The organism is Acuticoccus kandeliae (assembly GCF_003073115.1).
In genome coordinates, this window is record NZ_QBBV01000001.1 from 938,734 (window position 1) to 952,867 (window position 14,134).

Below are 14,134 nucleotides of genomic sequence, written 5' to 3' on the forward strand. Positions count from 1 at the left end.
CGGCGGGGGGCGGGGCGCGGGCTCAATTGTCGTCGAACCAGGTCTGGAGGATCGGCAGCACGAGGCTGATCGGGCGGCGCCGCTCGGTGAGGACGCGCACGTCGGTGGTGGTGCCGGGCGTCAGCTCGATCGGCGGGCCGGCCGAGGAGGTCCAGCGGAAGCCGCTCTCGGTGGACGCGTCGGGGACGAGCGCCACGACCACCTCGATCGGCGCGCCCTGGACCATCAGCTGGTTCACGAGCGCCTCGTTGCCGAGCACGTTCTGGAGGGCGGGCGCCGTGAGGGGGAGGCGGCTCACGTCCGTCACCGTGCCGCGCGCCGAGCCGTAGATGTCCCGCTCCACCGAGGTGGGGGAGATCTCGGCCGCCATGTCGGGTTCGACCTGCTTGCCCTTTCCGATCGGCAGGTAGCCGCGCACGATCAGCGCGTTGCCGCCGGACTCGATGGTCGCGAGCTGGGTGCCGGCGGCGATCACCGCCTCGAGCTCGGTGGTGATCTCGGTGACGAGGCCGGAGGAGGGGGCGAGGATCGCGCCGCCGAACTTCAGTTGCGCGTTGAGATCGTCGAGCTGGCCGTTCGTGGAAAGAAGCGAGATCCGAAGGTCCGCCTGGTTCTTCTCCACCTGGTCCTCGAAACTCACCTGGTCGAGCGTCAGCGAGGAGAGCTCGGTCTCGATCTCGCGGATCTCCTGGCGCACGGTCACCACGTCCGAGAAGACGGCCTGGACCTGGGGCTGGGTGGTGAGGCCGCGCTTGAGGAGGTCGCGCTGCGAGGTGAGGATCTCCTGGAGGAGCTTCAGATCCTGCTTCCGCTCGGTGAGGTCGTCGTTGAGCGACTTGGTGCGCTGGGTGACGTTCTCGCGCCGCTGCGCGACTTCGGCGTCGGACCGGCGCTTGTACTCGTCGAACTCGGCCTGCTGGCTTTTCAGCGTGGCGGCGGTGGCGTCGCGCCGGGCGCGAAGGACGAGCTGGTCGACCTCGAACATCGTGTCGCCTTCCTTCACCTCGTCGCCGAGCTTGACGCGGATCGTCTTCACCGTGCCGTCGGCGGTGGCGTTGACGTCGTAGTTCACGCCGTCCGCGAGCTGGAGGATGCCCGGCCCGTTCACATAGACGTCGAGCCGGCCGAGGAAGCTCCAGGCGACGATCGCGGCGACGCACACCGCGAGGACGAGGAGGAGGAGCCAGGCCGAGGGCGAGGTGAGGCGGATCGCCCGATTGAGCTGATCGGGCGTCGCCATCTGCCGCCGGGCGCCGAGATCGATGCTGCTCATGGCGCCCCGGCCTTATGGGGGATGCGGTCTGTCATGGCGCGATCAGAAGCACTCCCAGCTGGATCGGAATGTGCGCCGCCGCGTGCGACAGCGCGGCGGCCTCGAAACCATAGCGGACGTAGAGCCCGCCCGCGACGAGGCCGACGATGGCGTTGAGCACGATGGCGCGCGCGACGATGAGCGGGGTGATCGCCGTCATCGTCGACGTGATCGGAAGGTGGAGGAGGCCGAAGATCACCGCCGCGAGGATGATGGCGGTCCAGACGAGGGCGGGCCGCGCCGCGCCCGGCCGGCCGAAGACGAAGCCCCCGAGATAGACGAGCGCCGAGACGAGGAAGAGGCGCAGCATGATCTCCTCGTTGATACCGCCATAAAGGAGGCCGCCGGCGAGATTGGTCCAGAACGCGGCCGTCGCCCTGGTGCTGCCCTCGGCCCCGGTGTCGGCGGCGATCGTCGCCGCCCCGGCGTGGAAGCCGTAGAGGTCGACGAGGAAGACGGCCGCGCCCGCGAGGAGGCCGAGGAGGAGGGCGAGAAGGAAGGCGCGCGCGAGCGGCGGCGCCGGCGGTCCACCGGCCCACGCGCCGACGAGCGGCGCCCCCGGCAGCCCCGCGCCCCGCGCGGCCCGCAGGCCGAGGAAGGCCGTGATCCCGAAGAGGATGACCGACTGGACGATCGCGGTGGCGTAGACCTCCCAAGCCGGCGTCGCTGCCGCCGCCGCCGTGTGCGCGCGCGCCGCGAAGATCGCCGGCATCACCGAAAGCGATCCGATGATCGAGGCCAGGGTGAGGATGGCCGTCGTTCGAAGGTCCGTCTTCAGCATCGCGTCCCCGAGAGCTGGCCTCTCGCGCTGGAGACCTCAACATTCGCCAGTATGGACGCAATCGGCGCGAGTAGAAACCGGCGCCCGGCGAACTAATCCAAAGGCTTAATGTAGTCTAAGCTCAAGGAAGGAGGCGCGGCGACCTCGCCGCCGGCGCGCGCGATCCCCGCGAGGTGCTCGATGGGCGGGCGATCACCGTCGCGCGGCCCCGTTCTGGCTTCAAAAGGGTGTGATGGGGCCGTTGGTCAACTTGGTCGCGGCTGGGCCGCATAGGCCGCGCCGAGGGTCGTTCAGGCGGACGCCCACGGCGAATGGCGCACGCGTGACGGGGGCGTGTGGCGGAGCGATCGGCGCAGGGAGAAAAGTCAAACGACGCTGAGCGTTTTGGCACGCCCTAGGGGAATCGAACCCCTCTTTCCAGAATGAGAATCTGGCGTCCTAACCGATAGACGAAGGGCGCGTTTGAGAGGGCGGAGATAATCGGTTTCGGCTGGTTCGCCAAGAGGGAAAATCGAAAAAAGCGGGAAGCGACCTGTTGAAGATCGCCGCACCGCTCGCGGGCCCCCGGTGTCGGCCGGTTGAGGGGAACGGAGTGTTGCAATGTTGCACCCGTCGCGCCGCCCGTTCGGCGTACCCGTCGCCTTCGTCGCGTGAGCCGCGCCGCTCAGCGGGCGGGGACGGCCTTGTGGAAAAGGCTCGTCCTGAGGCTCAGAGCGGTGCCGAGGAGGAGGCGGCGCGAGGGCGGGTAGATCGCCGCGCACAGGAGCGCGAAGGCGTAGTTGAGGACGCCCGCCGTCACCACCGTCGCGAGGCTCTGATAGGCCGGAACGGTCGGCACCACGTGCGGCAGTGCCGCCCAGGAGAGGAGCGCGGCGACGCCGTAGACGCCGACCACCGACACGAACTCCAGCCCCCGCACCGGCCCGACCCGGTCGATCGCGATCGCGAGCACCGGCAGGCGCAGGAGGAAGGCGCTGACCGTGTAGGCCGCCGCGACGCCGACCGCCCCCCAGGGGAGGCCCGCCGCGAAGGAGAGGACGGTCACCGCCGAGGTGTAGACGCCGACCCGGAAGAGGATCTTCGTCTTGCCCTGGCAGATGAAGATCCACCCGTTGGTGTTGGTGACGACCTGGGCGAAGCCCGCGATGCCGAGCCAGGCGAAGATCGGCGCGATGCCGATCCACCGCTCGCCGAAGAGGAGGAGGACGATGTCCTGCGACGTCATCGTCAGCGCCGCGATCGGCGGCATCATCACGAGGCCGAGCGTCCACGAGATCCGCATGTAGATCTCGCGGAAGCGCGCCTTGTCCTCCTGGATCCGGCTGAGGAGCGGGATCATCAGGCGCGAGAGGGGCTGCGTGACGTTCTGGATCGGGAAGAGGAGGAGCTTGTAGGCGCGGTCATAGTAGCCGAGCGCGCTCATGCCTGCGAAGCGGCCGATCAGGATGTTGTCGCCGTTGCGGGCGAAGAAGTTGACGAGGTTGAAGCCGGTGAGGTTGACGCCGAATGAGAGGAGGTCGGCGTCGGCGCGCAGGGTCGGCCGCTTCGGCCGCCAGGGCGCGGCGAGCCAGGCCATCGTCGTGCCGCAGATCCCGGCCGCGACGGGCGCGACGAGCAGCGACCAGTAGCCGAGCCCTGCGAGCGCGGCGACGACGGCGGCGGCGAAGCCCGCGACCGACAGGATGATCTCGTAGACCGCGAGCGCGCCGTAGCGAAGGTTCCGGTTGAGGAGGCTGAGCGGCACGGAGGCGAGGCTGCCGAGCACCACCGGCGCGGCGGCGAGGATCATCAGCCCGCTGATGCGCTCGTCGCCATAGAAGGCGGCGGCGAGGGGCGCCGCGGCGATGATGATGATCGCCGCGAGGAGGCCGATCAGCGCGCTGATCCAGAAGGTCTGGTTGAGGTGCGCGTCCTCGATCGTCGGCCGCTGCACGATGGCCTGCTGGAGGCCGAGATTCTGGAAGAGGCCGACGAAGGCGATCACCGGCGCGATCGACGCGGCGAGGCCGAAATCCTCGGGCAGCAGCAGGCGGGCGAGGACCACGACCGACAGGGTGCTGACGAACACCTTGACGATCTGCGCCCCGCCGGTGAGGAGCCCGCCCTTGAGAGCGATCCGCCCGAGGTCCATACGCGCGGCCCGTCAGGCGCCGGCCGCGACGCGGCTGCCACCGCGTGCGGCTGCGGCGCGCGGCGGCTTGCCCGGCATCGCGAAGTTCGCGAGCGACATCGCCCGCACGCCGGGGAGCGCGGCCTCCAGCGTCGCCGCGTGCGTTTTCGCCTCGTCGAGCCCGGCGAGGATGTTCGCCAGGATCTCGTCGAAGCGGGAGACGATGTCGGCCGGGTTTTCGAGCAGCTTTTCGGCGGGGAGGCCGAGGAGCTTGTAGAGCCCCTCGAACTTGCCCTGGTAGCCGAAGCTGTAGGCCGGCACCCCCGCCCCCATGCCGAGGATCGCGACGTGCATCCGTCCGGTCACGATGAAATCGCACATCGCAAGGATGGCCTTCACCGCGCGCGGGTCGGTCGGCTCGCAATAGCGCACGCGGTCCGCAGACCCGGCCGGCAGCGCCGCCATGATCTCCTCGACCACGACGACGTCGGAGCGCTTCGTGCGCGTGTCGTGCGGCACGAAGATGAGCGAGGTGTTCGCGTCGAGGAGGGCGCGGGCGATGTCGACGTGCTTGGCGGTGTAGCCGGGCACCTTCGCGTCGTTGTGGTAGTTCGCGTTGATCGCGACGATCCGGTCGCCGGCCGCGCGGCGCGCCGCGATCCAGGTCTCGAAGTCGCGCGCCTGGGGGACGGTCGGGTCGGGCTGGGCGAGGAAGGCGACGTCGGCGACAAGGGTGATCGGGCGTTCGAGAAAGCGCTCCATGCGTGCCTTCGACACCGGGTCGCGCGCGTTGATGGTCGCGTTGGCCGGAAAGGCCCGCAGCGTCTCGCAGCAGAGCGCGTTCGGCGTCTCGGTGAAGCTGCTGCCGAGGACGGTGGCGGTCTTGCCCTGGGCGGCGAACCAGTCGAGCACCTGGAGCCGCCGCGCGACGGAGCCGGCATTGTAGGTGCCGTCCAGCACGTCGGCGCCGACGAAGAAGACGGCCTCGTAGTCGCGCACCTTCCACAGGAGACGGGCCAGCGAGCGCATGTTGCCGTCGAAGAAGTGGTCGTCGGCCCAATAGTAGGCATCGAACACGCCGGAATCGGCCCATTCGGCGGACGAGACGCAGGACACCCTGTCGAAGCCCTGGTCCTTCAGCGTCTGATAGGCCGCGATCAGCATGGCCGCGTCGCCGAGGCTGCCGACATCGGTCGGCGCGATCACGAGCGCGGCACGCTCCGACGGGCGGCGCATCGCGACGACGGGGGCGGACAGGCGCGCGGCGATCCGCACCGGGTCGATCTTGGCCATGGCCGTCTCTCCTCGCTGCCACCCCGGATGGGGCGGAACTCATGCCGCACCGCACGCGGATCCGGCTACGATCAAATCCGTCGAATGTGGCTCATCGATGTCGGATCAGGGGCGCGTCCGGGTCGATCGTCGCCGCCCGCCGCGCGTGCCGGTTCGATCCGGGCCGGTGCGGACGTCGACTTCGCCAGTGCAGCACGTCGGTGTTGCGGCGCATTATCATTTGGTGGTTTTGGCGGCCCGAACGCGCGCGATCGCGTCGTGAGAAACGGAACCGAGGAGGAGGTGAGACAGCGCGCCTGACCGCAGGAGGGTGCGCGATTTGGCACGCCCTAGGGGAGTCGAACCCCTCTTTCCAGAATGAAAATCTGGCGTCCTAACCGATAGACGAAGGGCGCGTGTTGCGAGGGGGCTTAACCGGTTTTTCCCGGCTCGCCAAGAGGGAATTGGGCGGAGCCTGCGCGAAAGTCCCCCGCCCGCCACCTTCCGCCGCAGGGGCTGTGGATAGAGGCGGCGCGCGCACGCCTCGAACGACGGGCCGTCATCGGCTATGGCTTGCCGCACTGAGGAGGGCGCGCGCCGCCCGCCACGCAAAGGATGCGTCGTGAGTGTCATCGAGGCCAATCCGTACGCCCCCGCCGCCGAGGGCGCCCGCGCCGACGCGCCGGGGATCGCGCTCGCGGGCGTCACGAAAAAGTTCGGCCGCGCCGTCGCGGTCGACGACGTGACGCTCGACATCGCGCCGGGGGATTTCTTCGCGGTGGTCGGCCCGTCGGGCTGCGGCAAGAGCACGCTTTTGCGCCTCGTCGCGGGGCTCGAGCCGCTCGACGCGGGGCGGATCGGGATCGCGGGGATTCCGGTCGCCGGGCCGGGCCTCCACGTTGCGCCCGAGCGGCGGTCGGTGGCGGTGGTGTTCCAGTCCTACGCGCTGTGGCCGCACATGAGCGTCGCGCAGAATGTCGCCTTCCCGGTGGAATCGGCCGGGCTCCCGCGTCAGGAGGCGCGCGGCATCGTCGCCGACGCGCTGGAGACGGTGGCGCTCACCCCCTTCGCCGACCGCAAGCCCGCCGCGCTCTCCGGCGGGCAGCAGCAGCGCGTCGCGCTCGCCCGCTGCCTCGCCTCGCGCGCGTCCACCGTCCTCATGGACGAGCCGCTAGCCAATCTCGACCCGCATCTGCGCCACGCGATGGAGGCGGAGCTGACGCGCGTCCACGCCAAGACGGGCGCCACGACCCTCTACATCACCCACGACCAGCGCGAGGCGATGGCGCTCGCGACGCGGATCGCGGTGATGCAGGCTGGCCGCTTCCTCCAGGTCGACACGCCCGAGACCGTCTATGAGCGGCCGCTGAGCGAGGACGTGGCGCGCTTCATCGGCCGCAGCACCATCGTCGACGCGGTGGTGGAGAGCGTCGCGGGGGAGCGGGCGCGTGTCCTCGTGGGCGAGGCGCGTCTCGAGGCGGCGTGCCCGGCGGGGACGCTGCCGGGGCCGGCGCGCCTCGTGATCCGCCCGCACCAGCTCCGCTTCGCCGATGACGGGCCGTTCACCGCGCGCGTCGCCGCCGAGATCTATCGCGGCGGCATGTGGGACGTGACGCTTGAGGCGCCGGACCTCCCGCCCTTCGCGGCCGAGGCGCGGCGGCCGCTGCGCGTCGGCGCCGTGCGCTTCGCGATCGACGGCGGATGGGTGCTGCCGGGCTGACGCGCGTCAGCGCCAGGGCACGCAGCCGGGCGGCAGGCGCCGCCCCATCCGGTCGAGCAGGATCATCAGGAGCACCGTGATCGCGACCGTGACGGCCGACATCGCCGCCGCGAGGTTCGTCGAGCCGCCGTCCTCGTAGTTGAAGATGGTCGTGCCGATCGTCTCGTTGCCGGGCGACCAGAGGAGGGCCGAGACGGTGATCTCGTTGTAGGCCGTGAGGAAGACGAGGATCGCGCCCGAAGCCGCCGCCGGGGCCACCAGCGGGGCGAAAATCCGCCGCATCCGCCGCCCATAGCCAGCCCCCGCGACCCGCGCCGCATCCTCCAGCGAGGGGTCGAGCTGGGCGAACGCTGCCGCGACCGGCTTCACCGCGATCGCGAGGAAGGCGGTGACGTAGGCGAGCGCGATGATCGCGAGCGTGTTGTAGAGCGAGACGCCCGTGAAGGGCAGCGGGCGGATGAAGGTCAGGATGAAGGCGATCGACAGGACGATCCCCGGCACCGCGTAGGTGACGTCCCCGAGCCGCTCCACGATCCGCCCGACCGTCCGGCTCGCCGGCGCGGTGCCGCTGATCATGTGGCTCACCACGATCGCGATCGCGCCGAGGGCGACGGCGGCGATCCCCGCGGCGAGGGTGGAGTTCAGGAAGGCGCGGACCGTCACCTGCTGGCGTACCAGGATCTCCGCGAAATTGTCGAAGGTCAGCGTGTCGAGATTGAGCGGCAGGCCGTAGGTGCGCACGAGCGCGGTCGCGAGCAGCGAGGCGAGCGGCAGGACGAGCACCGCCGCGATGAAGAGCCAGAGGCCGGCTTCGGCGAAAGGCCGCGCACGGCCGAGGCGGATCGTCAGCGGCGGGCGCGGCGGGCCGATGAGAGCGGCGCGGCCGAGCCTCTGGAGGAGGCCGAGCCCGACGGTCGCGACGATCGCGACGGCGGCCATGATCATCGCGATCACCGCGACGCCCGTCAGCATCCCGACGCCGAAGCTCGCCATGCGCTGCCAGACGAGCACGGGCAGCGTCGTGTAGCGGCCCGGAATGCCGAGGAGGGCGGGGATGCCGAAATTGCCGATCGCCGAGACGAAGGCGAGCGCATAGGCCGCGACGAGGGCGGGGAAGAGGAGAGGGAGGACGACGCGGGTGAGGACGCGCCACGGCGAGGCGCCGGCGATGCGCGCCGCGTCCGAGAGCTCGCGCGGCTGCGCGCGGAGCGCGGCCCGCACCACCAGGAAGACGAGCGGCGTGTGCTGGAGCGACAGGAGCAGGATCACCCCCTCGCGCGAATAGAGCGGGTGCGTCGTGCCGATCTCGGGGGCGAGGCCGAGGGAGCGGAGCAGCGGGCTCGACGGGCCGAGCGCCTGGATCCACGAGATCGCCGTCACGTGCGGCGGGATCATCATCGGCACGAGGATCAGGAAGACGAGGATCGCCTTGCCGCGAATGTCGGTGAGGCCGACGAGGAGGGCGAGAAGCGTGCCGAGGAGGGTCGCGATCGCGGCCGAGAAGGTGGCCGATTCGACGCTGTTCCAGAGCGCGCGCTGGGTGGAGCGGGCTTCGAGCGCGGAGAGGAGCGGCTCCAGCGTGAGCGCGCCGTCCGGGGCGACGCCGAGCGCGAAGAGGCGCCAGAGCGGCAGGACGAAGAGCGCGGCCGCGAGAAGGAGGAGGGCGGCGAGAGCGATCGTCTCGCCGCCCGATGGGCGGAGCGTGCGAATATCAGCCGCCGAACATCTCGGTGAAGCGCAGCTTCATCTCCTGGTCCTCGGCGAGGGCCTTCGCGGGATCGAACTTCATCAGCTTGATCTCGCTGCGGGGCGGGAAGCCGGCGGGCGGGGTGACGCCCGGATGAGCCGGGAGATAGCCCTGCTTCGCGGCGAGCGCCTGGCCGTCCTCGGACAGGAGGAAGTCGACGAACGCCTTCGCGGCCTCGGGGTTCGCGGCGGTTTTCAGGATCGCGACCGGCTCGGTCACGTAGGAGACGCCTTCGGTCGGGAACACGAACTCGATGGGCGCGCCCTCGTCGCGGCTGCGGATGGCGAGATAGTCGACGAGGAAGCCGTAGAGCTTCTCACCGCCCGCGACCGCCTTGAAGACGCCGCCATTGCCGCCATCGGCGAGCGTGTCCTGCTCGGCGAGGCCCTCATAATAGTCCCAGCCGAGTTCCGGGTCGCTCGTGATGGTCGCCATCGTGATCGTCGCGGCGCCGGAGGTCAGCGGCGAGGGGATCGCGATCTTGCCGGCGGCCTCGGGGGCGAGGAGGTCCTTGTAGGAGACGGGCTTCAGCGGCGCGGCGGTGTTGTAGACGATGCCGGTGGTGATGAGCTTCGTCGAGAAATAATAGCCCTCCTCGTCCATCAGGCCGGCCTCGTAGGCGGAGACGTCGGCTTCCGGATAGGCGAGGAGGCGGTCCTGCGCCTCGAGGCCTTCCATCGTCACCGTATCGGCGATGAGGAGGACGTCGGGCTGCGGGCTGCCGGCGGCGAACTCGCTCTCGAGCTTCGCCATCACCTTCGTCGTCCCGTCGCGGAAGAACTCCACCTCGACGCCCGGATAGGCCTCCATGAAGGCGTCGATGGTCGCCTGGGCGTCGGCGTTCGGCTGCGAGGTGTAGAGGAGCAGCTTGCCAGACGGCTCTGCGGCGGCGGCGCTGGCGACGAGGCTCGCGACGGCGGTCAGGATGAGGAGGCGCATGGGAAACTCCTGTGAAACGGCGGTTCGAGCTATCTGACGCGCCTTTGTGACAGTCTCATAACGCTGCTTCGGCCGGAGCCATATCCCGGTGGGTGGCGGCGGGGGAAGCGAGCATCGCCTCGATGCCGCCCGCCGCCTCGATGAGGGCGGCGGTGTGGCGGTAGGCGGCCTCCTCCTGCTCGCGCCCGCGCTGCCAGTCGAGAATGTTCATGCCGTCGAGAATCGGCGGCACGATGCGGATATCGTCGCCGATCTTCATCTCGTGGAGGCCGCGATAGCTCGCGATCATCATGGAGCGCAGCAGCACCTCCATGATTTTCGGAAAGCCGCCGACGCGCCGGCGCATCACAATGTCGCGCACGAGACGGGCCCGGCGCGGCAGCGTCGCGTAGTCGGCATCGACGCGCCAGTCGCGCGCCGCCGAGAAGGTGACGACGATGTTGGGGCCGGGCTTCAGCTCGCGCATCACGTCGATCGGCTGGTTGTCGAGGATGGCCCCGTCGACGAGCACCTCGCCCGCCTCCGTCACGAAGGGCGGGAGGGCCGCAGGGATCGAGGCGGAAGCGCGCACCGCGCGCCACAACGGGCCGCGCCGGTGGAGGAAGGAGCGGTTCTGCGACAGGCTCGTCGACACGGCGAAGGCGTTGGTCGGCAAATTCTCGAAGGTGAGGTCGCCGAAATGGCGCTGGAGCTCGGCATCGAGACGGTGATGGTCGAGGATCGAGAAGACCGGCACCGTCAGGCGGCGCATCGCCCCGCTCTCGACGAAGATCTGGTCGGCGATCGCCATCATCTCCTGTGGCGAGACGCCGGAGGCGAGCGCCACCGCCATCGCCGCGCCGACGCTGGTGCCGCCCAGAATGTCGAGCTCCGCGCCCGCCTCCTTCAGCGCACGCACGACGCCGAGATGGGCGCACCCGAGCGCGCCGCCGCCCGACATCACGAGGCCGAGCGCGCGGCCGGTGAGGAAGCGTCCGACGCGCTGGAGGTCCTGCGGGCGGTCGAGCGCCACATGATGGTGGAAATGGACGGGCCGTTCGGCGAGCCACGCCTCGCTCCCGGTGATCGGCGCCGCCGCACTCTCGCGCCACAGGACGAGGGTGCTGTCGGCCGGGCGGAAGAGGTCGAGCGCGTAGCGTTCGAGCGGGCTGTGGGAAACCGGCCCGCCCTCGGCCGCGCCGAGCCGGCCGACGAGGACGAGCCCGTCGCTCTGGCGCAGCGCCGTGCGGTCCCAGGCCGTGTCCGTGCCGGCCGCGACGAGGAGGATGCGCGCGCCCTGCCGCTCCAGCGCCTGGAGGTGGCCGGCGATCGCGCTCTCGGCCTCGGCATCGAGCGACGGCGGCAGGTCCTCGCGCCGCATCACCACGAGTGGACCGTGCGCGGCGAGGGCGGCGGTGAGCTGGTCGACGATCGCCGGCGGGATGGGCTCGCCGCCGGCCGGACACAGCACCATCGTCACCGGCGGCTTCGGCTCCATCGCGGGGGCGGCGGGCGTTGCGTGGCCGAGCCGCTCGGCGAGGACGCGCAGGATCGCGCGCGGGATGGCGGGCACCTCCTCGGCGAGCGCGTCATAGTCGCGACGGGTGAGGCCCGCGACCTCGCTGTCGCGCGCGGCGACGACGCGCGCCGTCCGCGTGCCGCCGGCGAAGAAGGCGATCTCGCCGACGGGCTCGGACGGGCCGATCTCCGCGATCACGCGCGCCCCGTCATCGACGAGGACGTGGAAGCGGCCGCCGAGCACGATATAGAGCGTGTCCGCCGGCTCCCCGGCCTCCATCAGCGTCTCGCCCCGGTGGAGGCGGCGCGGCACCATGCGCTGCGCGAAGGCCTGGAGCGCGGCGGGCGACAGCTCCGAAAGGGCGCCGATCTCGGCCAGCAATGTTTCGATCGGCTGGGTCAAGCCGCGTTCTCCGGTCGCCTCGACACGTGTTTCGCTCCTTTGCTCTAATATGCAAAAGCGTGAAGCGACATGCCGTTCGACGGCGGGACCGCGCCCCGCCGGCGCGGTCGTGGGGCGTGTGTGCCACGGATGCCGCGCTCAATCTCGGCCGCCGGCGTTGACGCGGCGGATGAGTGTCGCTATGTGACCGGCTCTGCCCAACAGCAGGACTACGCACCCGTGGACACGGTGGTCGCTTGCCGCCGCGGTCCTGTCAGTGTTTCGCATGAGGCACAGAGGAGGGGCGTCTTCAGCCGGTTCGCCGGCATCACCAGCGTCCGGGATCCGCCCGGCGCACCATGAAAGACGTGAAATGACGAAGCGCCATAGCCAGAAGTACAAAATCGACCGCCGGATGGGCGAAAACATCTGGGGTCGTCCGAAGAGCCCGATCAACAAGCGCGAATACGGCCCCGGCCAGCACGGCCAGCGCCGCAAGGGCAAGATGAGCGACTTCGGCCTGCAGCTCCGCGCCAAGCAGAAGCTGAAGGGCTATTACGGCTCGATCTCCGAGAAGCAGTTCCGCGGCATCTATGACGAAGCCGTCCGCCGCCGCGGCGACACCTCGGAAAACCTGATCGGCCTGCTCGAGAGCCGCCTCGACGCGGTCGTGTATCGCGCGAAGTTCGTGCCGACCGTGTTCGCCGCCCGCCAGTTCGTGAGCCACGGCCACATGAAGGTGAACGGCAAGCGCGTGAACATCCCGTCCTACCGCTGCAAGCCGGGCGACGTGATCGAGATCCGTGAGAAGTCGAAGAACCTCCTGTGCGTCCTCGAGGCGATCAGCCTCGCCGAGCGCGACGTGCCGGAATATCTCGACGTCGACCACTCGAAGATGACCGTGAACCTCGTTCGCCTTCCGACCCTCGGCGACGTGCCCTACGCCGCGACGATGGAACCGAACCTCGTCATCGAATTCTATTCGCGCTGATTTCGGCCGCTTGGCGGGACGCGCGTCCCGCCTGCGCCGCAGCGACGGCAACGAAAAAGCGGCGGTCCAATGGGCCGCCGCTTTTCTTTTTTGCCCTGTCGGCCCGGTTCGCGCCGAGCCTCGGGTGGCTATGGCCCGGCTCGCGCCGGGCCGGAACCGATCAGCGCGGGTCGATGTCGATCGAGTCGAAATAGGTCAGCTCGAAGAAAGCGCCGGGCTTTACGTCGAGGGCTTCGAGCTTCGCCGGATCGGCGAACATGCCGCGCCGCATGTCACCCGAGGGGGCGAGGAAGGTCACGTAGCCGGTCGACTTGTCGACCGATTCGATGGTGGTGACGACGGTCAGCTGGCGCACGAGCACGTCGCTCGGGATCCCGGCGAAATCGTCGGCATCGCCGATGACGGCGTAGCTGTAGCTGGGCTCAGCGGTGACGGCGTCGGTCACCTCGATGACGAGACCCTGCGTGATGGAGACCGTCACGAGCGCGTTCTCGCGCCACATGGCGAGGTCCGAGCCGGCGGGGACCGGCACAGCGTACTGATTGTTGTTCGGCAGCTTCACGAGCACTTCGGAGCGCGCGGGATAGGTGCCGGCGACCTGGGCGTCGATGGACACGGTCTCGGCCGAGGCGAAGATGGTCTCATACTCGTATTTCGCGGCCGAGGCGCTGGTTGCCACGAGCGAGGATGCGAGAGCAAAGGCGCAGAAGAGACGGGAATGAAACATTCTTGTTGTCCTTTGTGGCGGTCTATGTTCCGGGCGGGACTGAATTCGACGCGGTCGCCCAGTTCCGCCGTCTTAGCGGGGTGGGGGGACCATGCCTATAGCGTGCCGATCGTTGAGCATTGATGTTCGCTGAATAAGGAGTCATCGCCACCGTTGGTTCCCGCCGAGGCCGCCACCGCGCCTCGGCCCGTTGCGTCCGACCCGGCCGAATTCAAGCATGCCCGTCATTTTCTCCCATCGCTCACACCCCACCGCGTGCCGTTCGCCGGCCAGGCGATCCGGTTGGATCCTTGCCGCCTTGCTGGCCGCGACGCTCGCCACGCCGGCGCGGGCCGCCGACCCCGTCCCCGAATCGGCCGCGCCGGAGGCGGAGGGCGAGTGGACGTGCCGTGTCTCATTCAACTATTCCCTCCACGCCTTCAGCCGCACGCAGCGCTTCGCCGATCTTGAAGAGGGGGAGCGGTGGGTCGGGCGGCACACCGGCCGCGCGAACGGGCAGATCCGGCTCGCCGAGTGCCAGCGCGGGTCGGAGCGGCGCCGGCTCGGCCTTCATTTCGGCGGCTGAGGCGGCCGGCGGCGGCGAATCGTCGATCCGCGCATCCTAGATGTTGCAGCGGGCCCGCGGTTGGCACTAGGTGATCTGGCGACGAGGAAGG

At 69.8% G+C, this 14,134-nt stretch carries 11 protein-coding genes and 2 tRNA genes; 3 read left to right on the forward strand and 10 right to left on the reverse strand.

Going from position 1 to position 14,134, the window contains the following annotated elements:
- Positions 1-22 precede the first annotated feature (22 nt).
- From DBV35_RS04290 to DBV35_RS04315, 6 genes are all read right to left on the reverse strand, one after another.
- Positions 23-1,273, reverse strand: coding sequence for an NHLP bacteriocin system secretion protein (locus DBV35_RS04290; RefSeq protein ID WP_108658983.1), 1,251 nt, complete (start codon positions 1,271-1,273; stop codon positions 23-25).
- 31 nt (positions 1,274-1,304) lie between these two features.
- Positions 1,305-2,093: a CPBP family glutamic-type intramembrane protease gene (locus DBV35_RS04295; protein ID WP_108658984.1), complete on the reverse strand. Its 789-nt coding sequence runs from the start codon at positions 2,091-2,093 to the stop codon at positions 1,305-1,307.
- A gap of 385 nt (positions 2,094-2,478) precedes the next feature.
- Positions 2,479-2,553 (reverse strand) — tRNA-Glu (locus DBV35_RS04300).
- A gap of 204 nt (positions 2,554-2,757) precedes the next feature.
- Positions 2,758-4,224 carry a lipopolysaccharide biosynthesis protein gene (locus DBV35_RS04305; RefSeq protein WP_108658985.1) on the reverse strand — a complete coding sequence of 489 codons (1,467 nt, stop codon included), beginning with the start codon at positions 4,222-4,224 and terminating at the stop codon, positions 2,758-2,760.
- Positions 4,225-4,236: 12 nt separating this feature from the next.
- Positions 4,237-5,496 (reverse strand): polysaccharide pyruvyl transferase family protein, encoded by a 1,260-nt coding sequence (locus tag DBV35_RS04310; protein WP_108658986.1) that lies wholly within the window; start codon positions 5,494-5,496, stop codon positions 4,237-4,239.
- Positions 5,497-5,816: 320 nt separating this feature from the next.
- A tRNA-Glu gene (locus DBV35_RS04315) sits at positions 5,817-5,891 on the reverse strand.
- 206 nt (positions 5,892-6,097) lie between these two features.
- Here DBV35_RS04315 and DBV35_RS04320 point away from each other — a divergent pair.
- Complete coding sequence (locus tag DBV35_RS04320; protein ID WP_245943834.1) at positions 6,098-7,195, forward strand: ABC transporter ATP-binding protein; 1,098 nt, start codon at positions 6,098-6,100, stop codon at positions 7,193-7,195.
- A 6-nt stretch (positions 7,196-7,201) separates the two neighbouring features.
- Here the strand turns inward: DBV35_RS04320 and DBV35_RS04325 are convergent, their stop codons facing one another.
- From DBV35_RS04325 to DBV35_RS04335, 3 genes are read right to left on the reverse strand one after another with little or no spacing between them, the layout of a single operon-like run.
- Positions 7,202-8,905 carry an ABC transporter permease gene (locus tag DBV35_RS04325; RefSeq protein WP_108658988.1) on the reverse strand — a complete coding sequence of 568 codons (1,704 nt, stop codon included), beginning with the start codon at positions 8,903-8,905 and terminating at the stop codon, positions 7,202-7,204.
- 1 nt (position 8,906) lies between these two features.
- The gene (locus DBV35_RS04330; RefSeq protein WP_108658989.1) at positions 8,907-9,881 is read right to left on the reverse strand and encodes an ABC transporter substrate-binding protein; all 975 of its coding nucleotides are present in this window, start codon (positions 9,879-9,881) and stop codon (positions 8,907-8,909) included.
- Between the two features lie 55 nt (positions 9,882-9,936).
- Positions 9,937-11,781 (reverse strand): patatin-like phospholipase family protein, encoded by a 1,845-nt coding sequence (locus DBV35_RS04335; RefSeq protein ID WP_157961579.1) that lies wholly within the window; start codon positions 11,779-11,781, stop codon positions 9,937-9,939.
- A 352-nt stretch (positions 11,782-12,133) separates the two neighbouring features.
- On the opposite strand from DBV35_RS04335, the gene rpsD reads away from it, so the two are divergent.
- Complete coding sequence (rpsD, locus tag DBV35_RS04340; RefSeq protein WP_108658991.1) at positions 12,134-12,751, forward strand: 30S ribosomal protein S4; 618 nt, start codon at positions 12,134-12,136, stop codon at positions 12,749-12,751.
- A 160-nt stretch (positions 12,752-12,911) separates the two neighbouring features.
- Here the strand turns inward: rpsD and DBV35_RS04345 are convergent, their stop codons facing one another.
- Positions 12,912-13,478: a hypothetical protein gene (locus DBV35_RS04345; protein WP_108658992.1), complete on the reverse strand. Its 567-nt coding sequence runs from the start codon at positions 13,476-13,478 to the stop codon at positions 12,912-12,914.
- A 298-nt stretch (positions 13,479-13,776) separates the two neighbouring features.
- Between DBV35_RS04345 and DBV35_RS04350 the strand changes: the two genes are divergently transcribed.
- A complete protein-coding gene (locus tag DBV35_RS04350; RefSeq protein ID WP_108658993.1) occupies positions 13,777-14,043 on the forward strand; it encodes a hypothetical protein in 267 nt (88 codons plus the stop codon).
- Positions 14,044-14,134: the final 91 nt, after the last annotated feature.